The sequence below is a fragment of the Mycoplasma sp. 1018B genome, from assembly GCF_024582675.1.
Classification (GTDB): Bacteria; Bacillota_I; Bacilli_A; order Mycoplasmatales; family Metamycoplasmataceae; genus Mycoplasmopsis.
Genome location: NZ_CP102084.1, coordinates 314957 through 339332 on the forward strand (window position 1 = coordinate 314957; position 24376 = coordinate 339332).

The 24376-nt window shown below is 23.0% G+C and carries 16 protein-coding genes and 1 tRNA gene; 9 read left to right on the forward strand and 8 right to left on the reverse strand.

The annotated features are described in order from the left end of the window. Positions 1–121 precede the first annotated feature (121 nt). Together NPA14_RS01215 and plsY are read left to right on the forward strand one after the other, a co-directional pair. Entirely contained in the window at positions 122–1132 is a 1011-nt protein-coding gene (locus NPA14_RS01215) for a nicotinate phosphoribosyltransferase (RefSeq protein ID WP_257076208.1), read from the forward strand. Next, positions 1132–1854, forward strand: coding sequence for a glycerol-3-phosphate 1-O-acyltransferase PlsY (plsY, locus tag NPA14_RS01220; protein ID WP_257076209.1), 723 nt, complete (start codon positions 1132–1134; stop codon positions 1852–1854). The genes NPA14_RS01215 and plsY overlap by 1 nt, the downstream gene beginning before the upstream one ends. Before the next feature lie 87 nt (positions 1855–1941). Here plsY and NPA14_RS01225 read toward each other — a convergent pair whose 3' ends face one another. The 8 genes from NPA14_RS01225 to NPA14_RS01260 form a co-directional block, all read right to left on the reverse strand. Next, positions 1942–2565, reverse strand: coding sequence for a hypothetical protein (locus NPA14_RS01225; protein ID WP_257076210.1), 624 nt, complete (start codon positions 2563–2565; stop codon positions 1942–1944). A gap of 131 nt (positions 2566–2696) precedes the next feature. Next, a complete protein-coding gene (locus NPA14_RS01230; protein WP_257076211.1) occupies positions 2697–2849 on the reverse strand; it encodes a hypothetical protein in 153 nt (50 codons plus the stop codon). 149 nt (positions 2850–2998) lie between these two features. Continuing rightward, entirely contained in the window at positions 2999–3121 is a 123-nt protein-coding gene (locus tag NPA14_RS01235) for a hypothetical protein (protein ID WP_257076212.1), read from the reverse strand. A gap of 412 nt (positions 3122–3533) precedes the next feature. Continuing rightward, positions 3534–3884 carry a 50S ribosomal protein L20 gene (gene rplT / locus NPA14_RS01240; RefSeq protein ID WP_323177152.1) on the reverse strand — a complete coding sequence of 117 codons (351 nt, stop codon included), beginning with the start codon at positions 3882–3884 and terminating at the stop codon, positions 3534–3536. 57 nt (positions 3885–3941) lie between these two features. Further along, positions 3942–4121 (reverse strand): 50S ribosomal protein L35, encoded by a 180-nt coding sequence (rpmI, locus tag NPA14_RS01245; protein WP_373456861.1) that lies wholly within the window; start codon positions 4119–4121, stop codon positions 3942–3944. A 51-nt stretch (positions 4122–4172) separates the two neighbouring features. Then, on the reverse strand, positions 4173–4742 hold the full coding sequence (gene infC / locus NPA14_RS01250; protein WP_257076216.1) for a translation initiation factor IF-3: 570 nt from the start codon (positions 4740–4742) through the stop codon (positions 4173–4175). A gap of 242 nt (positions 4743–4984) precedes the next feature. Continuing rightward, the gene (locus NPA14_RS01255; RefSeq protein ID WP_257076218.1) at positions 4985–5644 is read right to left on the reverse strand and encodes a hypothetical protein; all 660 of its coding nucleotides are present in this window, start codon (positions 5642–5644) and stop codon (positions 4985–4987) included. Between the two features lie 36 nt (positions 5645–5680). Then, the gene (locus NPA14_RS01260; protein WP_257076220.1) at positions 5681–6595 is read right to left on the reverse strand and encodes a nucleotidyltransferase; all 915 of its coding nucleotides are present in this window, start codon (positions 6593–6595) and stop codon (positions 5681–5683) included. 56 nt (positions 6596–6651) lie between these two features. Here NPA14_RS01260 and NPA14_RS01265 point away from each other — a divergent pair. The 7 genes from NPA14_RS01265 (at position 6652) to NPA14_RS01295 (ending at position 24103) form a co-directional block, all read left to right on the forward strand. Then, positions 6652–6735: transfer RNA gene (locus NPA14_RS01265), tRNA-Leu, on the forward strand. Positions 6736–6869: 134 nt separating this feature from the next. Continuing rightward, on the forward strand, positions 6870–18110 hold the full coding sequence (locus NPA14_RS01270; protein WP_257076221.1) for a hypothetical protein: 11241 nt from the start codon (positions 6870–6872) through the stop codon (positions 18108–18110). A 191-nt stretch (positions 18111–18301) separates the two neighbouring features. Continuing rightward, positions 18302–18730 carry a hypothetical protein gene (locus NPA14_RS01275; protein WP_257076222.1) on the forward strand — a complete coding sequence of 143 codons (429 nt, stop codon included), beginning with the start codon at positions 18302–18304 and terminating at the stop codon, positions 18728–18730. Between the two features lie 262 nt (positions 18731–18992). Next, positions 18993–20198 (forward strand): arginine deiminase family protein, encoded by a 1206-nt coding sequence (locus NPA14_RS01280; RefSeq protein ID WP_257076223.1) that lies wholly within the window; start codon positions 18993–18995, stop codon positions 20196–20198. Positions 20199–20295: 97 nt separating this feature from the next. Next, entirely contained in the window at positions 20296–21339 is a 1044-nt protein-coding gene (gene argF, locus NPA14_RS01285) for an ornithine carbamoyltransferase (protein ID WP_257076224.1), read from the forward strand. Position 21340: 1 nt separating this feature from the next. Further along, on the forward strand, positions 21341–22279 hold the full coding sequence (arcC, locus tag NPA14_RS01290; RefSeq protein WP_257076225.1) for a carbamate kinase: 939 nt from the start codon (positions 21341–21343) through the stop codon (positions 22277–22279). A gap of 93 nt (positions 22280–22372) precedes the next feature. Next, positions 22373–24103, forward strand: a complete 1731-nt coding sequence (locus NPA14_RS01295) for an APC family permease (protein WP_257076226.1) — start codon at positions 22373–22375, stop codon at positions 24101–24103. Positions 24104–24376: the final 273 nt, after the last annotated feature.

Consider the following 24376-nt stretch of genomic DNA (forward strand, 5'->3'; position numbering starts at 1 on the left):
CTTTATAAATATATAATTTTAGAGTTGACTATTTTTTATATTAAATTTAAATTAATATTTCAAATAAAATATTTATTATGTATTAAAATTAATAAAGTTGAAATGAAAATAAAGGAAGAAGATGAAATCAATAGAAAAATATATTGCAACTTACTTTTTAAAAACTAAAGCTATTTTAGAAAAATATAATCCTAATAATATTATAAAATTGCAATTTTTCCAAAGACACAATCAAGCACTTCTTGGTGGTATGAATGAAGTTTTAGAATTATTAGAAAAATATACTGACATTTCAAAATATCAAATCAAATATTTGCCTGAGGGCACAATAATAAGTGCTAAAGAAATTGTTTTAGAATTAGAAGGCAAATATCAGGATTTTGGTATTATGGAAGGTTTGATTGATGGAATTTTATCACGTTCAACAACTATAGCAACTAATGCGTATGAGTGTGTTCAAGCGGCAAAAGGTAAACCAATAATTTTTATGGGTGATAGAATGGATCATTTTTTAATGCAAGAAAGAGATGGCGATGCTATAAGATTGGCAGGTGTAAATATTATGTCAACTGATGCTCAAAATTTACCAAATAGTCAGTTGGAACCTTTTGGTTCATATCCTCATGCGTTAATTCAAAATTTTAATGGTGATATTAAAGCTGTAACTAAAGCTTATTATGAGATGTTTCCTCAAGAAAATGTTATTTCTTTAATTGATTATCATAATGATGTAATTAGAGATGCTAGATTATCTTATGAAGCTATAGGAGATAAACTTTGAGGAGTGAGAGTAGATACATCCGCTTCTATGAAAGATCATATGTTTGATAATGAAGAAGATAATCCTAAGTTTTATGGAGTTAATGTTGAACAAATAAAAAGATTAAGAAAAGCTTTGGATCAAATGGGAGCCAATAATGTTAAAATAACTGTTTCTTCTGGTTTTACTCCTGAAAAAATCAAAGAATTTGAAGATAATAACACTCCAGTAGATTTTTATGGTGTGGGTCAATTTATTTTTCAACCACGTTGTTATTTTTCCGCTGATGCAACGGTTTTAAATGGTCAAAATCAAGCTAAAGAAGGACGTCAATATCAAAACAATTCAAGATTAATTAGATATAGCAAATAATGATTATTTTTTATAATGTCCTAATTAATTTAGCCTTTTTTATAGCTGGTTATTTATTCATTGGATCATTTAATACTTCAATTATTTTAAGTTATTTTTTCAAAAAAGATGATGTAAGAAAATACCATAGTCAAAATGCAGGAGCTACCAACAGTTTGAGAACGTTTGGTAAACGTTTTGCTTTAATTGTTTTTATAATTGATTTTCTTAAAGTAGTGTTAACTGTTTTAATAGCTGCTTTAATAGTACATAATATAATTAATGTTTATTTTCCTTTTCAAGTTTTTGTATCTCCTCAAGTAGCAGGATTTGGGGTTGTTGTTGGACATATTTTTCCTATTTATTTTAAATTTAAAGGCGGCAAAGGTGTTGTGTGTGCAGCGTCGTTAATTTTAATGATAAACGTTATTGCTTTCATTATTGCTTCAATAATTTTCTTTAGTATTTTAGTTAAAAGAAAAATAGTTTCATTAGCATCAATTAGTGTAGCATTAGTTATGTTGCCAATGATGTATAATCCTTGATTTACACAAGGAATTTTAGGATTTTGAATTAATAATGTAGAACATAATGATGATATTATTAAATTTTTAGTTTCTTATTGATATGTAACACCTATTATTTTTACTTTGACAGCACTTTTAGTCATAATAATGCATCATTCGAATATAAAAAGATTAATTAAAAAAGAAGAAAGAACATTAAATTTAAATAAAGAATAACATCAAAATATCCATAAAATATTGGATATTTTTTAAATATTTTTTCTATATATATATATATATATATCTTATTAAAAAATATGTTTTTTATCTTCCTTTTCTTTGTTTATATTCTATTTTGTTATTGTTTAAATCATATATTAAAGAAGTATGTACCCCATTATTAATATCATCTAAAAACCACCTATAAATAACAGAGACATAACTTTTGACTAAATTATTAATATCTGGGTACGACGTATAATATTTGTCGTTATCATCATCTATTTCTTGTAGTTGTTTATCTTGTTGGAAGAAAAGTGCTTTCTCGATAAAATATTTAGTATCGCTGGCGTAAAAATCCTTTAATAACAAAAACTTGTTGGTGTTAGAAAAGTCTTTATCTATGCTTTGACAATGTTTAGTCGCGATTTCTTGATAAAATCATTCATTATTTTTTTTATCAAACAGACTATTAACCTCATCTTCACTTAAATAACCTTGACTATCAGGAATAAAAAAGTCTTTATTATTAATAATACTTTTAATTTCTTTTAAATAATCTTGATAAATTTCTTTAAATTTTTTATCTCACTTGGTTAGTTTTAATGAAGTATGTGGGACATAATAAAAATTATTTTTAAATCTTTCAAACTCCTTTTCATTGTTCAAATAACTATCTATGATAATATTAATATTTTCAGGTTTGTATTTTTTTACGTAATCATTCATTTCTTATCTCCATTATTTATAACCTATTATATTGTAATATAAACAAGTATTTGTTTTGTTTTAAACCAAAATAAACAAAAAACAAAGTTTAACATTTTGTCATTCTTTTTCTTATACTTCTAAATTGATGACTAATTCTTCATTATCAGCATAATTAGAAAGTTTTTGTTTATTCCTTTTAAAGTCATTAATTCTTCTAATTTTTCATTTAATAAACCAAGTTTTTCATTTGAACTTAATTTTCTATTATCAATTATTTTTTGTTTTTCTAAACAATTATTCATTCAAAAATCTAACTACTCATTTTCCTTTTGAATTAAATTTAAACTACTTAAATCAATTTCATTAAGTGCTATTCTTGCTTTTTGGATTGTTTCCAAATCATGCAATGTTTTTGGTTGAATATTTTGTATCATTTCTTTTTTACTTTGTTCTATTTCTTCTTCAAAATTTCTTCTTGTGTTTTAGCACAACAAGAAATGACAATCATAGAAAATAAACCAGTAATAACAACTGCTTCTAAACCTAAACCAACTAATTTTTTAAATAATTTCATAATTTCAATGTTTCTTTTGATATTTTGTTTTTATTCTTATATATATATATATATGTTAAAAATATAAATAAATTTAAAGAAAACATTTTTTATTGCTAAAATTCAAATCATTAAAATTTAAAAAAATAATTACTGAAATTAAAAATAATAATTTTACTGCATATTAATGAAATTGATGTTTATTATGATAGTTCTATTATATTTCAATTTTTTTATTTAAAGATTTTAAAAAATTTAGATCAATATCATATTGATAAATTAATTAAAAAAAGTTTTATATTCTAAATTTGAAAATACTATGTTATATTTTTATATCATTAATAAATAAACAACTAAAAAATAATATTAAAATAAAAAAACACCTTTTATTTAAACTTGCCAGTTTATTTAATAGGTGTTTTAAAAAATATTTTTAAGCCTCTTTAGCTAAATTAATTAATAATTTAAATGTATTTGGTTCATTAATAGCAAGTTCTGAAAGCATTTTACGGTTAACAATAATGTTAGCTCTTTTTAAACCATTAATAAATCTAGAATAACTTAAACCCTCAGCTCTTGTAGCTGCATTAATACGAGCAATTCAAAGTTTTCTAAAATTACGTTTAACTTGTTTTCTATCTCTAAAAGCATAAGTTCATGATTTAACTACTGCTTGTTTTGCTACTTTATAACCAATTGATTTATGTCCAAAATAACCTTTTGCTAATTTTATTCATTTTTTACGTCTTGCTCTTGTAACTGTTCCACCTTTTACTCTCATTATTTCTCCTTTACAACAAAATAATTAAATTACTGTAATAGTCAATAAATGTAAAAGTTATTAAAACATAGCTTTAAATCTTTTTAGATCAGAAGCATGCATTAAAGCACGTTTACGAGAATGACGTTTTTGTTTAATAGTCTTATTTTGGGCTAAATGTGAACGATAAGCTTGTTCACGTAGAACTTTACCAGTTCCTGTAACTTTAATACGTTTTTTTAACGCACTTTTAGTTTTCATTTTAGGCATAATCTCTCCTTAAAAAGTAGAGTGTGAATGTAGAATTCAACTTTAATCAACTCTAACTTTATCTTTTGTAGTTGATTTATCTACTAAGTTATTTTCTTTTTTGTATTTGCTTATTTTAGTTTTATTAGGTTGCAAATATAGATCTAAAAATCTTTCATTAACTAATGTTGCTTCTTTGGTAATGTCTGAAATATCTTCAAGTAATGCATAGAATTGGTTCAATTTTTCTTCACCTAATTCTTTTCTTGCTAATTCTCTACCTCTGAATTTTAAACTAACTTTAATTCTATCGCCTTCTAAAAGAAACTCACGAGCTTTTTTAGCTTTAACTTTTAAATCATTATCACCTATCATAGGTGTTAATCTAATTTGGCGGTTTTGTACAAAAGTTTGTTTTTCTTTATTAGCTTTTTCTTTCTTTTTACGTTCGTATTTAAATTTTCCATAATCTAACATACGAACAATAGGTTTAGGATCTACACTTATTAAAACTAAATCTAATTTTTTTTCTTTTGCTTTTTCAATAGCTTCTAATGTGTTAGATACACCAATTTTTTCACCATTTTCACCAATTACAAAAACTTTCTCAAAAGGAATATTTTCATTAATCATATGTTCTGGTGTAGGTTTTTTACTTTTGTTATTTACTTGAATAATAAACTCCTAAATAGATAAATTTTTTATATACTACTTAAAATACACTGACTTTAATTGTAGCTTAAGACCCAAGATAAATATTATCTTCGGGTGAGATAATTCTACTTTCTGCAATTATTAATATTGCTTTTTTATTCTAACATATTTTTTATTTTTTAAAAATAAAAATGTAGTATGTATACTACATTATTTTTTTATTATGCACCAAAAGCATCATAATCGCTTTTGTATTCTTCTTTAGTTGTTAAATTATATTTATAAGCTCTTTCAATTGCTAAAATATTTTCACTTATCATTTGACCTTCACTATTTTCAAGTGAAAAGTGTAAGTGATCAGCTCCATAACGAATGATTTTAAAATAATCTTGTAATTTTAAAAGTTCAGTTTGTTTTCAATATCTAGGATTATCTTTTCAAAAAATTTGTAGTTTTAAAAATACTCCTTCAGGTCTTTCAACATTAGCAACATATTTATAATCTATATTTTGATTTAATTTGTCATCATTAAATTTAAATTTTATCAATTTACGTGCGATTAAATATTCAGCAGTAAATTGTCTTAAATTAAAATTTAAAACTTGAGGAATTTTATTTATTTGTTCATTTATAACTTGATTATCACGATTTAATAATTTATTTTCTTTAGCTAAATTTTTAATTTCTTGAATTTCTTTTTCGATTTGCTTTTGATCTAAAAATAAAGTAAAAGCTTTATTATTAATAGGGCTTTCATAATCGTTTTTAAAATTATTATAATTATAATTTTGATTAGTATCTTTACAGCTTGCAGCAAGAACAATTGGTAAAGTCGAACAACTTGATAAAAGTAGTAAATTTCAATATTTTTTTATTTTCATTCTAATTCCTTATTATTTATTTTTTACGCATTTATTTTATAAAAAATAATGTTTTTTTCATTGTTTAGTAGCTATTCAAGCAATGATTCTTAATATGCGTGATTTAGTATAACGCTTAGATGTAGTTTTGTTTAAAAAAGAATTCAAATCTTGTTCACTCACGTGTTTTAAAAGTAAATTTTCTATACCTTCATTTATAACATTTAGTTTAATTATTTTATTTCAATATTTTTTATTTTGAATATTTTGTTGAAATTTTTTATACATTTTTTGGTTAAAATCTTGATATTTAATTTTTTTAATAGGTGAATATTTATTTAAAGTTTGATTATTTTGTATTAAAGTTCTCAAATAAGAAGCTGAAGCATAATTTGTTTGAGGTTCCAAAGAATGAAAAGCAATATTACGCTTTATTGTGTAAACTTTAATTCGATAATTTTTATTAACAATTTCTTTAATGTATTCAAAACCTAAAATATCATTTGGTTGTAAATAATTTTTGCCACTTAAATCTTTTAATGCCAAAGCATAAGCTTTAGGATATGCTAATTTTTCAATTTTTGAGTAATATTTGATTTTTTTATTTAATTGTTCTTGATTATTTTTGATTAATTTAGCTAAATAAAACATTTCTTCACAATCATTACTTTCAGAACCAAAAACTAATTTATCAATTTTGACTTTAACTAATTTTTTAAGTGCATTTTGAGCGAAAATATGTGCTGCTTGAACCGTTTCTCTAAATTTAAGCTTAATTATTTTATTAACACCATATTTTTTAGCTAAATGTTTTCTTTTTCTATATGATAGAACTATTCTTTCTCCACGCTGGGAATATTTATAGCTCATGATGATTGTAATTTTTTCATTAGGAAATTTTTCTTTAATTCAATTTAATTGTCTAATATGACCGTTATGAAAAGGATTATATTCTACTACTATTCCAATCATTTTTTACCTCAAAAATCTTGAAAAAAATAATTTTAAGTTATAATATTAATATATTTGCCCAAGTGGTGGAATGGTAGACACCGTAGACTCAAAATCTACTGCAGAAATGCGTGCAGGTTCAAGTCCTGTCTTGGGTACCATATATTTTTAATACCGCCTAACAATTTTGTTAGGTTTTTTATTTCAATTTATTTAATTTAATTAATTTATAATTAATTATAATTAAAAATAAAATATAAACTTGAATTATTTAGTATCTTAAAAGGAGAAAATTATGATCAATAAAAAAAACTTAAAAAAGAAAATAGTTTTTAATAGTGTAATTGGTACTAGTGCTATTTTACCTTTTATTTTTTTAAGTGTTAATACTCAATTATCACAATCGACTGTTTTTAATGAAACTAACACAATTGATAATAATACTTTACAAACTAAATATCCAAATGAGAGAATTTGAACTACCAAATATTTTGTTAACTCTAATAATTTGAATAACAATTTGGCAACTGATAATAATTTATTTAAAAAAGATTTAAATCTTTATAAAGTAACATATAACAATAATAATGCAATAACCACAGAAGTTAATAATGCGTCTCAAATTAGTGATATTTGAAAAAATCCAGGACAAAATAATAATTTATTTTTGACACAATTTCAATTTGGTAATTCAAGTAGTTCATTAGATAATTTTCAAAGATGATATCAAGGAGCTATTTATATTTCCAAAGATTTACTTTTTAGTAATCAAATAACTTTTGAATTATTTAGAAGAGAAAATAATCGTAATGTAGGTGTAGGTCAAACTATTGGTTTAAGACCAGTAACAAGCGGTTCAAATATTAATGTTACAAAGCAAATGTTTAGTAATTCAAAAACACCAAGTAATCGAAGAACTTTAGCTAATTTTAATATTTATGAACCCTTTGAATATGGCGGAGATTTTGATCCTGAAGGTTCTGAAAGAACGGGTAAAATTGTTAGTTTAAAATATATACCTCTTTATGATGGAGCAAAAAATAATAGTAAATTTAATAGTGATAGAGTTGCTGATGCATTAATTACTAATTCATTTAAAAATGCCACTAGAGAAATTGATTATGGAATTGCAAATCGTTATTTAAGTTTACCTATTAATACATCTTGATCAAATTTAAATTATCATCCTAATTACAAAACCACTAAAGATGCTCTAAAAAATAATTTAGGTGCAGTGATTTTTTTTGAAGCTCGTTCGGCAGTTAATTCTGGCGTTGCTCCTTTTTTAAATGTTGTTTTCCAAGTTAATCAACACAATAAAAATAATTCTAATTATCAACATGGTTATGAATCTTTTTTAGGTATTGGTTTAAATAGACCTAATGCTAATAATAACACTCAAGCTCAAGTAGGTTTTGTAGCTCATAGTTTTAAAAACTATACAAATAAAATTAATGTTATTACAACTGAATCAGTAGATCAAAATACAATTAATTTAATTAAAAAATATAAAATTGATCAAAAAGAAAATTTACTCTTTCCTAAAAATTCAATGTACGTTTATAAAAATAACACTAATAGTGATAATGCTAATAGAGTTTTTGATATTAAAAAGAATAATTTTAATCAAAATGCTAAAATCGATTATACTTATAAAACTAAAACATCTTATGTTTTCAATGATATTGAACAAAGAATTCAAGATTATAAAATTCATATTTCCAATTACGATACTAAACTTTGAAAATATACTGTCAATGATTCAAATAATCATAATTTCATTAATTCTAAAACCTTAGGAGAATATAGAACTAACTGAGGTCAAGTTGATATTACTTGAGATTTAACAGATCGAGCTAAATTAGATAAAATTTTAGAAGCTCAAGAGTGATTAACAAGAGCTCAAAAAACACAAATTAAAAGAGAATATGCACGAGATTTTGCAAATAATAATGCAGTTAATTTAAAAAATAATCCTTCTAAAAATTTAAATCAATGAATTAGTTACATTGAAGAAAATAATACTAATCAACAAATATTTGAACAAGAATATTGAAAATTATTCAATCGTATTTTTGATGGTTCAGCAGTTGATACTAACAATACTTTATTAAATTGAGTAAGTCAAAGAGCAAATTTTATTTATTGAGATGATGAAAATAACAAATTGACTGCTTTGTATTTACTTTTGAATAATTTAAAATATGCTGCTTTTAGATCTAATTTTAATCAAAACAGTAATGATTATTTAGTTAGAACACTTAATAATGAAAATGATTACAAAGATTTAACTTATATTAAAAATCAAATTAGTGAATTGCAAAAAATTAATAAGTTAACTTTTAATGGTTATGCTAACATTAAAAAAATTTATGATAATCTTAATACTTTAGATATTATTCAAGAGCAAACTAATAATCATTACAATCGTCAACAAGTTTATAGTTTTTTAAAAAATGAAATTATTCAACTTTCAACCCAATTAGTTACTGCTCCTACAACACAAAGCTATAATGAAGGTCAATTAAAAACTTTTATTACTTATTGAAATGCTAACAAAATTACTCCTTTAAAAATAATTGAACAAGCTACAATAAGAAAAAATAAACTATATCAAGCTATTAAAACTTTAATTAATCAAATCAATCAAATTGAAAAAACTATTTATTTTACTGGTGGTAAAGATTTTACTAATTGAGAAGGTTATAAATATCGTTCAACTTATCAAACTAATAAAAATAATTTAGTTAATACTTTTAGAGAATTTCAAGGCTCAAATCAAACACTAAATACTAATTTATTTAAAAATAAAGAAGAATTAATTAAAAACAATGATCTTTTAGATTATCAAAATGTCAATAATAACACTTTATTAGCAAGAAAATATAAAGAATTAGTTAATAAAACTTTAGAATCTTTATCAAATATTTTTGCTAACGGTGCAGATTTAGCAGCATGAATTAATCAAAATTGATATTTAACTGAAGAACAAAAGCAAAATTTATTATTTAAAAATACCTTCATGCATTCTTTAAAATCAAACAAAGATTTTAAAATTAATAATCATTTAATAAGTTTAAATAATTATAGTTTAGATACTAATAATAATTTTAGTCTTATTGATAAAACTAATGAAGTTGATCAAGCATTAGCTAATTTTGCTAGTGTAGTTTTTAGCATGACAATTGATAATTGAGTTAATAGAATTAATAAGGAATTAACTAATTTAACTCTAGCAACAAAAAATAATATTATCGCCGATATAAGAGATATTATTAATCAAGAAAAAGATATTGTTAAAAAAAGTGATCAAGAAGCTAAAAAACTTTTTGAGCAAGCTAAATTAATTGATCAAGAACAACAAAGAATTAATCAATTAGTACAAAATTATCAAAATAATCAAAGCAATACATACTCTTTTGATTATAGTGATAAAGCAATAGGAACTAATAGAGTTATTTTAGATCAAGTTACTTATAATTTGAATAATTTAGAAGACGTTACAATTGAAAAAATTAGTATTACTGATCGTACTGAAACAACAATTAAAATTATTTATCGTTTAATTTCAACTAAAAAACTAACTTATAATAATGAACAAATCAAAACACCAATAGCTTCTAATACTTTAACTTCCAAAGTTATAAGTAATTTTGCTAATAAACAAGATAGTGAACGTTATGTTAATCGTATTGATTTACATAGCAAAGCAAGTAAAATTATTTTAGAATATCAAGATAATTTAGCTAATATCACACCTGATGAATTAAATACAAGTAAAATTATTTTTAAAATTAAAAACGATAAAAATCAACTTGTAGATTTAGCTAGTGAAAAAATGCTTGTAAGAAATATTATCATTAACACACCAACGCATAATGATTTAATTAATGGTAATGTTTTTATTAATTATACTTTAGAAGAAATTAATAATCCTACTAATAGTTATTTAGTTAATGCAAATAATTTTGAACAAAACGCTACAGAAGAAGAATTAAAAACTATTAGATTAAATAATTTAAAAACAGAAATTAAACGTTTAAATGAAGCTATAACAAATAATCAAGTTTTTAAAAATATTGAAAATATCAATAATCTTAATTCTAGAAAAGCATCTAGTGTAACTAATGAAGAAATTAAATTTTTAGATGTAGTGCCATTAAATACTTTTGCTAAATTAATTTTGACTAAATTAGAAGCTGATGATAATAAAGCCACTTTAAAAATTATTTACAAACTTGAATCAACTAAGTTAAATGTTAATAAAAATACTTATTCTACTCAAACTAATGAAATTATTGTTAGAGGTTTTTTAAGTAATTTAGATGTTATCAAACAAGAAGCTAAGTTAAAATTACAAACTTATAATAATTTAACAACTGATAATAATACTTTTTTTACTTTATCTATTGATTTAGCTAATAATGAAGAAGAAATTAAAACAATTGTTTTAAATGCTTTAAGACAAAATTTCAAAAATAGTTTAATTAAACAATATGAAAATTTAAATACAAAACAATTATCTAATTTAAATAATGAATTAGATCAAGCATTAACTGAAGATCAAATGAATCAAATTGCACAAAATTATTTTATTCTTGATCAAGAAATGCAAACTTTAAAAATAACTTTTGAACAAGTTAATCAAGCTTTATTTAATTTAAAAGAACAAACTATTTATACTTATGCTTCTTTAAATTTAAAAGAACAATTAGAACAAGCTTTAACAAAAACACAAAATTTATTAGTTTCAAATACTAATGATGGTTTAACTGATAATTCATTAAATATTTTACTTAGAGATCCAATTAATTCACTAGAAAATCTTTTTGCACAATTAGATCATGAAAAGAATTTTTACGCTTTTAAAATTGATAATTATTTATATTTAAGCGCCGAAGAAAAACAACTTTTTAAAAGAACTATATTAAATATTAATTTGCTTACTAATAAAAATAATGCTAGTTCTTTAATTAAAGCTTTAGTACAAAGAGCAGAAAAAACCAACAGTGATAAAGCTTTAATTTACAATAATTTTAGAATTACTTACTCATTTTTAAATCAAGCTCAATTTATTAAATATCGAGAATTAATTAAAAATACTAGATTTAATCAAATTAATAAACAAATAATTGAAATTGTGCAAAATTTAAATTCACAAATGCAAACATTAAGTAATAAAGTAACTTATTATAAACAATTAATTTTAACTAATGATAATAAATATAAACAAGCTTCAAATCAAATTAATTTGAATAATGTTTTAAATAAAGCTACTAATTTATTAACTTCTACTACTTTATTAGGTAATGAAACAGATTTCAACTTAGCAACTTTAATAGCAGATAAAAACACTATTAATTCAATTGACAATATTTATGAGAATTTAAATGGTTATAATGTTAATGAAATTAACCATATCAATAAACAAATTTGATTAAGTTCTCAAGAAAAAAGATTATTAATAGAAAAAGTAAATAATTTAAATTTACTTGATGAACTTTATTTAAATAATTTAGCTCAAATTTTTAGTGAAACTTTAGATCTTAATAAAAATAAAGAAAATTATTTTAACACTTTAAAAACGCAAAATATTTATTTAAATAATGTTTATTTGAACGTTTTAGAAAAAGATATAATTTCTACTTCTTTTGAAGAAAAAAATAACCTTGAAACTAAATATAATCAAATTAATCAACTTTTAGAAACTTTAAATAATTTAATTTTAGAGCAATTAAAAAAACTTGTACAAGATGAAAATTTAAATGATATTCAAACAAAGCAAGAAAAAAATTGAGAAAACTATTTGTATGCCGATTTTGATCTTAAATTAACTTATGAAGAAACATTAGAACAAGCTCTTAAACTTTTAAATAAAAATAATGGTTCTAATTTAGATAAAGAACAAATAAATAATTTAATAGAAAATTTAAAAACTAAATTTAATCAATTTAATACAACTAATACTAATAAAAATTTAGATACTATATTAAATAATTTAAAAAATTTTGATGCAAATCAAAAATCACAAATTAAAAATCTTATTGAATCAAAAACTAATAAAGCTCAAAAAGATCAAACTTTAAGAATTATTTTTAACTATGATAAATATTTAGATCAAACTAAATCATTACTTGAAGAATTAAGTAATGTCAAAAATCAAGATATTTATTTACAAGATAACGCAGTAAATCAAAATAATTTTAATAATAGTTATTCGCAGCTACAAAATGCATTGCAAATTAGTAATACTTTAGATTTTACTAATTTAACTGATAATCAAATTGATCAAAATTTGGCCCAATTAATTACCAATTTTAATGATTTAAAAACTAAATTTAATCTTTTAAATGGTTTACAATTGCAATTAATTCAAGATTTAGAAAAGTTTTCATTTTTAAATTTAGCTAATAAAAACGAATTAAAATTACAAATTAATAATTTAAAGAAAAATCTTGAACAAACTGATAAAGATAGTATTTATCAACAAGCTTATCAATATAGTAAAAACAATGTTTTAACACAATTGAATGATAACAACAATAGTTCTTTTTTAGCCACAGCAGAAAAAACAACTTTTATTGAACAAATTAATCAAAGTAATTATGATTTAAATCAAAAAATTTATGATCAAAAATTAGTTGATATTTTGCAAACTTTTATTAACCAAAATCATCAAAAATCACTCTTTAGTAGTCAAATTAATAATTTACTAAATGAATTAAATTCTACTCAAAAAAACTTTTATATAAATGAAATAAAAAATAATGCTTTAAATATGAGTGAATCATTATATGAAAGTGCTAAAAAATTAAATGAGCAAATGATTAATTTGAAAAAATTAATATTAGCACACTTAAGTCATTTAACTCAAAAAGAAATTTTTGATATTAATAGTAAAGAAAATAAAATTAATCGTAATTACTTATATGCTAATGAAACTATTAAATTAGAATATGATACTAATTTAAATAATGCTATTTTGGTTTTTGATACTAGTCAAAATATAAATTGAACTTCAGTAGAAATAGAAAATATTATTCAAAATTTAAATAATGCTTTTAATGCTTTAAATACTAATGCAAACAATCAACAATTACTTGATACTATTAATGAGTTGATGAATTTTGATCGTCAAGCTAAAGATCAATTAATCGTTAATCTTTTAAGGGAAAACGAAGAGCAAAGAGCACTTTATGTATCAAATTTAAAAAATTTAGATCTTTTGATTACTCAAGCAAATAATTTAATTAATTTATCTAATGAAATTAAAGAAAGTCAAATTTTTCAAACAGATACAAAAGAAAATCAAAATTCTTTATTAGAAACTCAAAAGAATTTAATAACTTTAAAAAACAGTTTTATTACTTTTGATATAACTACTTTGACTAAAGATAAAACTCTTGATTTAATAAATGATTTTGAAACTAAAATAAAAGCTCTTAATAATGCTAACAATTTATTAGATGGGCAAAGAGGAGAAATTAAAAATATTATTGAAGGTTTTTATTTATTAACTAGAGAGCAAAAAAATAATTTAAAAGAAGATGTTAATAAATTAAGTAAAGAACCAACACAACAAGAGAAAAATAATATTTTTGATGTAGCACAATCTTTTGTTAAAGTTAATGCAATTAATCAGTTAATTAAAAATAATTTATTAAATGCACAAGAAATTAATTTATTTGTCAATCAAATTAATCAAGCAACAATTGATCTTTCTAAAAATGTAGGAGCGGATCAAACTTTTGCAAGTATTTTACAAGAAGCTCAGGAATTAAATAATCAAAAACATTTAATAATTGAAGAAATAGGATTATACGCTCATTTAAATAATGCTCATAAAGAATATTTTGCTTTACAATTAAGAAATCAAAATTTAGACAAAATAGAACAAATTAAAGCTAATGCTTATAATTTAAGTCAAAAGTTAATAAGCTTGGAAAATCTTTTAAAACAACAAATGAGTCTTTTAGCTCAAGAAGATGTTAGTGATATATTTAAAAATATTAATAAAATTTATATTAACTATCGTTTAGCTACTAACGAAAATAGAAATAATTATGATAATGTTTATTTAAATGCTTTAAGTTTTTTAGATGTAAATAATATAAATAATTTTACAATCTTACAAGTTGAACAAATAATTAATGATTTAACTTATAGTTTTGCTCAATTAGATGGTCAAAACAACTTAGATAATGCTTTAATTAACCTTAATAATTTAAATTTAAATCAAAATCAAACTCAAAAAATAAATAATTTAATGACTCAAGCTTTAAATTATGATACTTTAATTAAAATTTCTTTATTAATTTCTAATTACAAAAATAATTTAACTTCTTTAGCTAATTTACTTAATCAAGCTCAATTAATTAAAAAAGAAGATATTTATTTATTAGATACAATAGAAAAAAGAAATAATTTTGATCAAATTATGCAAGATTCGCAAGTTAAATTAATTGAGTGAACAAATGATGATTTTGCTAATATAAATTATCAAAATTTTGAACACATAGTTATAAATACTAACGAACAAAAAGAAAATTTAGAACATGTAATATTAACTTTAGATGGAATTAGAAACAATTTAAGAGTTAAAATTCATAATATGATTAATTTACAAGCAAGAGAAATTTTACTTTTAGAAAATAAAATTAATTTGCTTGATTATAAACCCTTAAATATTGAAATAAATAATCTCTTATACGAAGCTTTTGAAAGAGCAAAATCTAATGCTCAAACTGAAATAGGGCGTTTAAATAATGTTAATGAAAGTGAAAAAAGTAATTATTTAAGCCAAATTAGAAAATTAGTATTTAATTTTGAACAAATTGATGAACCAATTGATTTAGCTATTGATAATTTATTAAAAGAAATTAAAAAACTTGATGAAACTAAAAATAACTTAATTACTTTATTAAATCAAATGCAAGCTTTAAATAATGCACAAAAAAATAGCTTTATTAATGATATTAAATCTTCTTTAAATGCTGAATTAACCAATTTAAATAGTGAGATTATTAATTTAAATAATGCAATGCAAAATTATAAAAACATTGCAACAATAAGTCAAAGTGATATTAATTTTGATCAAGCTTCAGATATTAATAAATATGCATATTTAAGTGCTCTCAATGAAAGAAATGAAATTATTAATTATCAAAATGGTTGAAATATTTCTTTAACATTATTAAATGAAAAAATTGAACAATTTAATAATGTTATTAAACAACTTGATGGTTTGCAAAGATTAAATAATGTACAAGAAAAAATAAAATCAAAAGTAAAAGCTAAAGAATTTAACAATTTAACTCAACAACAAATTGATGCAGCTTTAAATTTAATTGATAATCAAAAGACAATTAATAATGTATATCATGTAGAAGCTTCTTTAAATTTATTAAATACTAATTTAAACGATTTAAATACTTATATTAATAATAGTAATGTTATTACTCAAGATTTAAACTATACAGGTTCTGAAGTATCTTTAAAATTGGCTTATGATAATGCTTTAAATGAAGCTAAAACATTATTAGCAAACTTTAACAAAAAATATTCTTTAGCAAATGATATTTTAGATAATACTAAAGTGCAACAAACAATTGCAAATTTAGCCCAAGTAATTAATAATTTAAATGGTAAAGAAAATATTTTAGAAGTAAGAAAAGAAGCAATTAATAAAGTTAATAATTTTATTAATTTAAATAATGCCCAAAAACAAGGTTTAATTACTGAAATTGATAAAATCGTTACTCCAGAATTAGTAAGAGAAAAAGCTCTTATTGGCGAAGAAATAGATAAAATAATGTTTAATTTTAGTCAAAGAATTCAACAAGTAAAATTATTATTAGAAAGTGCTAATTATTTAAATGCTTCAAGTGATAAAAAAACTAATTTTGAAGCTTTATTCAATCAAACGAATAATTTAATTAATAAGGAATTGGGTTCAAATCTTACAAATCATCAAACTTTAAATTCATTATTAAATGATTTAAATTTAGCAATTGAAGATTTAGATGGTAATTTAACTTTAAAAACTAAAGAAAAAGAAATTATAAGTAAAATTGATTCCTTAGAACATTTAAATAATAATCAAAAAAATCAACTAAAAATAATCTTAGCAACATATAGTATTACTAGTCAAATGAACACTTTATTTAATCAAGCTCAATTAAGAAATAATTTAATGATGCGTATTAAACGTACTTTTAATGCAATTAATAGAGAATTAAATAATACTAATAATTTTTCTTATACTCAAGCAAGCGAAAATATTAAAAATCGTTTTGATCAAGCTAGAAATACTTATCAAGAATTAATTAAAGAAAATGGTCTAAATTATGATGAAAAACAAATTGTGCGTTTAGAACAAGAATTATTATTAACCTTTACTAATTTAGATGGAAATTTAAATTGAGCTTTAATTAAACAAATTTTAATAGATGAAATTAATGATGAACATTTATTATTAAGTGAAGATAAAGAATTATTAATTAATCAAGTTGAACAATTAGATGTTAATGTTAATAACGCACAAAAAGAAGAATTTGAAAATTTAAGAAAAATTTTTAATCATTTAAGAGATAAAAAGATTTTAATGTTAACTATAAGAGAAAATAAAATTTTAGATATTGATGAACAAAATTCATTAATTGAAAATGTTTTAACTATTGTTGCTGATGATTTAGATAATTTAAAAAATAATAAAAATTTATTTGTGCAAAGTAAAACTAATTTATTACAAAAAATTGATTTTATTGCTTTATTCAAAACTGAGTATTCAGCATTTTTAACTAATGAACAAAAAACAAAAATTATTAATTTTTTAACTAATTTAGATTTAACTAATAATTTATTTGGTCAAAAATTAAATAATGTTAAATTAGCTTTAAATGCTTTAAAAATTATTAATGAAAATAGCATTTTAAAAGAAGAAATAAAAAATACTTTTATTGAAAAAATAAGTTATTTAGAAATATCAAATAATTTATACAATCAAGAATTAAATAATCTTTTAACATTATTTAATCATATGCAAAATATTTATCAAAATCAACAATATAACAATGATTTTAAAATTGAATATTTGAATTCAATTATGGAATTTGCTCTAAATGTAACTAGAGAAAAAATTATTCAAAATATTGAAAATCTTGAATTGCACTTAATTTTAAAACAACAAATTAAAGAAAATAATTTAAATCAAACAAATAAAGATTCATTATTAAAAGAATGAAAAGAATTAAATTTTACTGATAATAATTATAAAATTTTAAATAAATATTTAAAACGTAAATTAGATGAATTAGTAAATTTAGAAACAAAAAATAATTTAGATTTAAATATTATTTCAAAATTAAACAATAATTTCTTAAATGTAAAAATTAATGATAATGAATATTTAAGCAAAATTAATTTTATTAATAATCAAATTATAGAATTAGATAAAATTTCACAATTAAATTTAAATAATATTAATTTAGATCTTTTAATCAAAAAATTATTAATCTTAATGATGATAATGATTTAGAAAATAAAAGAGAAGAATTTAATAATTTAATTACTCAAATTAATAAAATTAACACTTTAGATATTGCAAAACAACTTAAAGATAATTTTATTTTCAATGTTTTAAATAACGATTATGCAAAACTTGATACAGTTATTGCTAATAATTTAATTAAAGAAGAAAAAATAGCAACTTTAAAACAAAATTCATTAATGCTTTTACAAGATACTAATTATGCTTTATTTGAACAATTAATAAAAGAAATTTTAAATATTAATTCTTCTGCTACATCTTTTAGTTATTTAATTAGTCAAATTAATAATAAAATTAATGCTATTAATAATTTATTACAATCATTAGAAGATTTAAAAATTAAAAATAATGAAAATCAAAGTGATATTGATTTAAAAGAACAAATTCAAGATGCGGAAATAAAATCAAAAGAAATTTTAAAAAATTTAAATTTATATAATAATGAACAAATTAATAAACAATTGACTTATAATCAAAATCTAATTGATAATAATCAAAATAATAGCAAATCTTGAATTTGAATAACATGTGTTTCAATCGGAGTGCTTTTAACTCTAGGAGCATTAGGAATTTTCTTATATATTAAAAAGAAAAAAAGATTTTCATAAGTAACAAAAAAAGACAATACTTGTCTTTTTTTGTTTTTTTATTTTAAAATCTGGTTTTTTCAGAAATTAAAATAATATAAAAAATAAAAGAAATCAAAAATAAAAATATTTTTTATTTTTATGCAAAAAATTATTTTTTTTCATTATTTAGTTATTTATTTTAAGCATTAATTGTTATCTATTTAATAAATAATATAATTTAAATTGCTTAATTAAATATTAAGCATTTGTAATCTTATTCTTCTATATTTAAGGAGTATTCGTGAGTAAAATCAACGTATATAGTGAAATTGGTGTATTAAAAGAAGTTTTAGTACACACCCCTGGAGACGAAATCAGGCGTATCGCACCTGCTCGTCTTGATGAATTATTATTCTCAGCTATTTTAGAACCAAATGATGCTGTTAAAGAACATAAAAGTTTTTTAAAAATCTTACAAGACCGTGGAATTAAAACAATTCAATTAAGTGATCTTGTGGCTGAAACATATGTTAAATATGCTTCAGAAAAAGAAAAAGAAGCTTTCATTGAAAAATGATTAGATGAAGCTACTCCAGCTTTAACAAATGAATTAAGAAGCAAAGTTAAAACATTTGTTTTATCAAAAGCTGGCCAACCAGTAGAAATGGTTAGAACAATGATGGCTGGTGTAAGTAAACAAGAATTAAATGTTGAATCAGACATTGAATTAATTGTTGATCCAATGCCTAACTTATACTTTACCCGTGATCCATTTGCATCAGCAGGTAATGGTATTTCATTAAACAATATGAAATATGTCGTTAGAAAAAGAGAAACAATTTTTGCTGAATTTATTTTTTCAATTCACCCTTCATATAAATCAACTCCTCATTGATTTGATCGTTTAGATAACGGAAGTATTGAAGGTGGAGATGTATTTGTTTATAAAAAAGACACCTTAGTAATAGGTGTTAGTGAAAGAACAAACAAAGAAGCTATACTTACAATTGCAAAACACATTCAAGACAACAAAGAAGCTAAATTTAAAAAAATCGTTGCTATCAATGTACCTCCAATGCCAAACTTGATGCACCTTGATACATGATTAACAATGGTGGATAAAAATAAATTCTTATATTCACCAAATATGTTATCAGTGCTTAAAGTTTGAGAAATTGATTTAAGCAAAGAAATAGAAATGGTAGAAACCAATAAACCATTAGCAGACGTTTTAGAAAGTATTATTGGTGAAAAACCTGTTCTTATTCCTATCGCTGGTGAAAATGCAAGTCAATTAGATATTGATATTGAAACACACTTTGATGGTACAAATTACTTAACAATAGCCCCTGGTGTTGTTGTAGGTTACTCAAGAAATAGAAAAACTGAAGAAGCTCTTAGAGCTGCAGGTGTAACTGTTTTATCATTTGATGGTAACCAATTATCTCTTGGTATGGGATCAGCAAGATGTATGTCAATGCCATTAGTAAGAGAAGATGTCGAATAGTTAATATTTAATTTCTCCTTTTACATTTACTATATATTTTTAATTTATTTTAAACTTAATCGATAAGATTAATTTAACTTTCAACGAAAGGAATATTATGCCTATTAATTTATTAGGTCGTAGTTTAGATTCTGCATTGAATTGAACTACTGAAGAAGTTAATTACGTTTTAGATTTATCATTAGATTTAAAAAGATCTAAACAACAAGGATTACACGTTAATTCTCGTCCACTTGTTGGTAAAAATATTGTTATTTTATTCCAAAAAGACTCAACAAGAACTCGTTGTGCTTTTGAAGTAGCAGCTGCTGATTTAGGTGCATCATGTACTTATATAGGTCCTTCAGGTTCAAATTTTGGTAAAAAAGAATCAATTGAAGATACTGCGGCAGTTTTAGGACAAATGTATGACGGTATTGAATTCCGTGGTTTTAAACAATCAGATGTCGATGCCTTAGTTAAATATTCAGGTGTTTCAGTATGAAATGGGTTAACTGATGCAGAACACCCAACACAAATGTTTGCTGATTATTTAACAGTTAAGGAATTCAAAGGCGATTTAAAAGGTAAAAAACTTGTTTTTGCTGGTGATATTAAAAATAACGTTGCTCGTTCATTAATGATTGGTGCAGCATTCTTTGGTGTTCACATTGTTCTTTGTGGTCCAAAAGCACAATGAGATATAGTACAAAATGGTCCAGAACACAAAGAAGTATTTGAAAAAGTTCAAGAATTATTTAAACGTAATGGTGGATCTGTTACTTTCTCAGACAATAAATTAGAAGCAGCTAAAGATGCTGATGCTATTTACACTGATGTTTGAGTATCATTAGGTGAACCATTTGAATTATTTGAACAACGTATTCAAGAATTAGGTGATTTCCAAGTTGACATGGATATGATTAAAGCTGCTAAAGAAGATGTAATTTTCTTACATTGCTTACCAGCCTTTCATGATGATCACACTACTTTCTCAAAAGAAATTAAAGAAACTTTAGGTAAAAAATATCCTGTTGTTGCAACTGGAGCTATGGAAGTTACTGATGAAGTTTTCCAATCAAAATACAATAAATCAATCCAACAAGCTGGAAACCGTATGCACACCATTAAAGCTATTATTTTAGCTACCTTAGGATATTAAAATGGCTAAAATTGTTATTGCTTTAGGTGGAAATGCTTTAGGAAATAATCCTGAAGAACAAAAAAAATTAGTACAAATTCCAGCTCAAAAAGTAGCAGAATTAATTAAAGATGGCCACCAAGTTTTAGTAGGACATGGTAATGGTCCTCAAGTAGGTATGATTTTTAATGCTTTTGCTGATGCTAAAAAAGTAAATGAAAAAACTCCTTTAGTTCCATTTGCTGAAGCTGGCGGTATGAGTCAAGGATATATTGGATATCATATGGTTACTGCCATTTCAAACGAATTAACTAAAGCACAAATTAGTAATAAAAATGTTCTTTACTTTTTAACGCAAACTATAGTTGATGTTAATGATCCTGCTTTTAAAAATCCAACAAAACCAGTAGGTCCATTTTATTTAACTAAAGAAGAAGCAGAATTAAATAATCCTAATTCTACAATTATTGAAGATGCAGGAAGAGGATATCGTAAAGTAGTTCCTTCACCAAAACCTTTAGATGTTGTAAGTATGGAAGGAATTAAAAAAGCATTTAACGACGGCAATGTTGTTATTGCTGGTGGTGGTGGTGGAATACCAACTATCATTAAAGAAAACAATCTTTTAGAAGGAGTAGATGGAGTTATTGATAAAGATTTTGCATTAGCAAAAATTGCTTCTAAAGTAGATGCTAATTATTTTATTATTTTAACTGCTGTAGAACATGTTTATGTTAACTATAACACTCCTGAACAAAAGAAATTGGAAACAATTACCGTTAGCGAATTGGAAGAATATGTAAAACAAAATCAATTTGCTGCAGGTAGTATGTTACCAAAAGTACAAGCTGCTATTAGTTTTGTAAAAGAACATAAAGATAATGTAGCAATTATTGCTTTATTAGATAAAGTAGGTGAAGCAATTAATGGTACTTCGGGTACAAGAGTTATTAATGGTTAGTTTTAACTGTTATAAATTATTATATAATTATATTAAGCTTAAAATTTAAGCGTGTCATTGGGACTTATTAACTTTATTAATTAAAGGAAAAAAATGAGTAACAACAAAGAAACTAAATCTATTTCTGAAATGTCAAGCTCAAAGAAAATTTCTTTCTTTAGTGCTATGTTCATTGTTATTGGTGGATCAATTGGTGCTGGTATTTTCTTCAAATCTGAAAGCGTTCTTAAAGGTTCACAAGGCAGTTTAGCTTTAGCTATTTTCTCATGAATTATAGGCTCATTTGCTGTTATAGCTATGGCCTTAGCTTTAATTGAAATAGCTAGTGTTAAAAATGACAACTTATCACTTATAAGTTGAACAAAAATTTTTAATGGTAAAGTAATATACAACGCAACCAAAAACTTTATGGTATATGTATACTTACCATTAACATACTTTTTCATGCCACTTTACGTTATTTTATCGTTACAAGATGGTATTGGTGCTCTTATTAATCAAGATGCATTTATTTTTGGCACACAAGCTGATTGAGTAATTTGAACAATTATTTCATTAGCAATGTCAGCTTATTTCTTAATTGTGCCTTCATTATGATCAAAAGTAGGTAACATTCAAAATCAAATCGTTACATATATTAAATTCATTCCTTTAGCATTTGTTGCTATTATAGGTTTTGTATTAAAAGGTACAGTTGAAACTAGTCAAATTTCAGTAGGTATTGCTGAAAGTGCTGCACAAACTATCGCTACTGGAGGTAAACTAGGTAGCGTTTACGGCACAGGTGCAGGAATTGGTATTTTCTTATCAGTAAGTGCTATTTTCTTTGCATATGATGGTTTTTATGTTGCAGCTGGTATTTCTTCAGAAATGAAAGAACCTAAAAAAACTCCATTGGCTTTATTCTTAGGTTTAGCAATAACAACTGCGATTTACTTAGTAATTGCAATTTCTATGTCAATTAATGGCGGTGACTTCTTTGGTATGAGAGATTCAATGGCTGCATTATTCTCAGGCGGAGCAAACGCAAATGAAGCAGCTAAAGAAACAGGACAATTAGTTGCTAGAATCATTTTTGGTATTATGAACATTGGTATTGCTATAGGTGTTCTAGGTATACTAAATGGTTTTTCAATGTGAGCTCCTCGTTATGTAGAAGACTTAATTGCACAAGGCGAATTGCCTTATTGAGAAAAATATCATAAAAAACTTAACCCTAACTTCCCAGTTGTAGGTGTTATTTACTCTCTTATAATTACAGTTCCTATTGTTATATTATTTACAATAATTGGTGCTTTAGGATATTCATTAACAAATTCAGCATATGAAATTTATAGTAATGATACTATGAAAACTATGGGTAAATTATATTCATTTGCTGATTTAATGGCGAACTGAACAGCATTATTTACTTTTGGATTTATTGGTTTTGCTATTTATGGTGCTCTTAAAAACAAGAAAACTAATAAAATAGAAATACCGCAAAAAGTTAAATTCTTTAAATTATGAGCCGTTAGTGCTATTATATTAATTTTACTTTCATTAGCTGTTACTATGTTAGTTCCTATTATCGACTTAATTTTATTAGGCGATTTCAGTGAAACAGCATATTTAGCTGCTAATACGGGTAAAACAGCTTCAGATGCTAAAGAATTTTTCCAAACTGAACTTATTTCACGTATTATGCTTGTTATTGTTTTAGGTATTTTTATTGCTTTATGTTTTGCTCCTTCAGCAATTCAAGATGCAATCAACAAGAAAAAATACGGTTCATTAGCTAAATTCGATGAACACAGAACAAAAGTTTTAGGTATTGAAGTTTAATTTTGTAAATTTTAATTAAAAAAGGACTTAAGTCCTTTTTTCTTTTAATTCAATCTCTTTAAAGTTTTAAGCATATTAGTATAAAAAACTTTAACAACTTCCTATATTAAATCTAAATTTATTTGAATATCTTCTAAAGAAATTAGTCGATAGAAGCATTTCAATAAAGTTGCGATATAGATAAAGTAATAGCAGACACGCACCATAACCATATGTAATTTATAACCATCAGTTGCATAACTTTCAGTTATATATTTATAAGTAGAAATATTA